The following is a 549-nucleotide window of genomic DNA, read 5'->3' as shown; positions in this document are numbered from 1 at the left end:
AAAAGGAAGCCGCCGCACAGTTGGCGAGTGACTTCGGGCTTGCCTATGAGGACTGGAAGCCACCGGGCAGGGCAAGGAAGCCCAAGCCCCGGCAGAAATCCCCGGAAGAACAGTTCCGGGAAGCAAAGGCACATTGCTTCCGTGTCCTTGCCGATTATCTACACCTCTTACGGGTATGGAAAACCGACTATGCCCCGCACTCCCCGGAGGAAGCGTTTCATCCCCGGTTCGTGGAAGCCTTGCAGAAGCAAGCCCATGTGGAATATCTGCTGGATGTGCTGCTGTTTGGGGATACGGAGGAAATCGCTTCACTGATTACGGAACATGGAAAGGATGTGATACAGCTTGAACAGCGAATGGCAGAGCTTGCCGCCGCAGACGCAGCAAGAACTAAAAAACACCATGAACGCCATGCAGCCGCCCCAGAACATTGAGGAAATCAAGGCGGGGCTGGAAACTACCGAGAAAGGCGGTGTCCGTCAGAGCATACGGAACTGCCTGACCGTATTCCAGCGTGACCCGCTGCTTTCCGGGGCTATCGCATACAAC

Annotated in this window: 1 protein-coding gene; it reads left to right on the top strand. The window is 55.9% G+C overall.

What is annotated here, in order from left to right:
* Nucleotides 1-434: DNA primase (locus NE664_13000; GenBank protein ID MCQ4727550.1), on the top strand; the 434-nt coding region annotated here is incomplete at its 5' end.
* Between the last annotated feature and the right edge of the window lie 115 nt (nt 435-549).

This window comes from Anaerotignum faecicola (assembly GCA_024460105.1).
In the GTDB taxonomy this organism is placed as follows: domain Bacteria; phylum Bacillota; class Clostridia; order Lachnospirales; family Anaerotignaceae; genus JANFXS01.
Note: the sequence above shows the minus strand (reverse complement) of the source record. Positions and strands in the feature narration are given on the sequence as shown.